Here is a 1,542-nt window from a genome sequence, read left to right as displayed (position 1 = left end):
GGCCGCGCCCACGGGGCGCGACCTGCAGCCCCTTCAGAGCGAGCTGGCCGGCCTGCTGGCGCACAACGCGCACGTCGTGGCTCGCGCCCGCGCCCACGCGGTGGACCTCAACCACGCCCTCAAGAAACCCCTGGCCCTGCTCAGTGCCCAGGCCAGCGCGCACCCCCAGGTGCCCAGCGGCGAGGTGCGCCAGCAGGTCGAGGCGATGGCCCAGCTGGTGGACCGCTACCAGGCCCGCACCTTGAGCGATGCGCTGCACGCCCACCCCGGCGCCGCGGGGCAGGCGGTGGACGTGCGCGACTGCCTGTCGCAGGTCGTGCGGATGATGCAACGCCTGCATGCCGCGCAGGAACTGGACTGGGCGCTGGACGACCGCACCGCGGGCCGCCTGCTGTGGCGCGGCGAGCAGGCCGACCTGCAGGAGGTGCTGGGCAACCTGCTGGACAACGCAGGCAAGTGGGCCGCCTCGCGGGTGCGGCTGACCCTGTCGCGGCAGGAGGGCGCCGATCGCCCGGGCCTGCGGCTGGACATCGAAGACGATGGCGCCGGCATGACCGCCGAGCAATTGCAGGCCGCCGGGCAGCGCGGCGTGCGGTTCGATGAATCCGTGCAGGGCAGCGGGCTGGGCCTGGCCATCGCGAGCCAGATCGCCCAGGCCTACGGCGGGCGGTTGCAGCTGGACAAAAGCGAGGCCCTTCGCGGCCTGCGCGTGCGGCTGGAGCTGCGGGGGCTGGTGCGGGCGGAGCACCGTCCGGCGGGTTGACGCGGCCGCTGCGGTGGCGGTGGCAGGCAGTGCACCGCCCGCCCTTCAAAACTCAATGCCGCTGCACCGGCTGCAGCAGCACCACGAGTGCCCCCGCGCCGCCCTCGGCCGGTCGGGCCTGCACGAAGGCCAGCACCTCTTTCTTTTGTACCAGCCAGCTTTGTACGCGGCCTTTCAGCACCGGCGTCTTGCCGGGCGAGCCCAGGCCCTTGCCGTGCACCACGCGCACGCAGCGCAGGCCGGTGCGGTGCGCCAGTCGGATGAACTCGCCCAACGCCTCGCGGGCCTCGTCGGTGCGCAGGCCGTGCAGGTCCAGCTGCCGCTGGATGCTCCAGTGGCCCGCGCGCAGGCGGCGCGTCACCTCGGGGCCGATGCCGCTGCGGCGGTAGCTCATCTGGTCGTCCACGTCCAGCAAGGTCGTCACGTCGAACTCGTCGCTGATGGACTCCATCAGCACGCGTTCTTCGTCCAGCTCGCGCTGCACGGGCAGCGGCTCCACCGGCTCGGGCAGGTGCCAGCGCCGGTCGTGCTGCCCGCGCAGGGCCTGCACCGGGCCCACCGCGGTCTCGAACAGCATCAGCTCGGCGCGCCACAGGGCCCTTGCACCTGGCTATACCTTTACGCTGGAGAACTACCCCCGCGAAGACCAGAACCAGCAGTACCTGCTCACCAGCCTCGAGTACCACTTCAAGGAAAATCCCCAGGTCAGCGCCGCGGCGCCCGGGCCGAAGGGCACGCCGCAGGAGGAGGGTTCGTTTCAGAAGTTCACCCTGCAGGCG

General features: G+C 72.0%; 1 protein-coding gene and 2 pseudogenes. 2 read left to right on the top strand and 1 reads right to left on the bottom strand.

Features of this window, described 5'->3' with window-relative positions; all coding sequences use genetic code 11:
- The coding region (locus tag AC27IQ_RS24285; RefSeq protein WP_487091099.1) for an ATP-binding protein at positions 1–763 on the top strand (763 nt) is incomplete at its 5' end.
- A 52-nt stretch (positions 764–815) separates the two neighbouring features.
- Here AC27IQ_RS24285 and AC27IQ_RS24280 read toward each other — a convergent pair.
- A pseudogene (locus tag AC27IQ_RS24280) lies at positions 816–1,352 on the bottom strand (Smr/MutS family protein); the annotation flags it as partial.
- Between AC27IQ_RS24280 and AC27IQ_RS24275 the strand changes: the two are divergent.
- Positions 1,348–1,542, top strand: a pseudogene (locus AC27IQ_RS24275) (contractile injection system protein, VgrG/Pvc8 family); the annotation flags it as partial. The pseudogenes AC27IQ_RS24280 and AC27IQ_RS24275 overlap by 5 nt on opposite strands.

The organism is Acidovorax sp. KPB24-07 (assembly GCF_057543315.1).
Note: the sequence above shows the minus strand (reverse complement) of the source record. Positions and strands in the feature narration are given on the sequence as shown.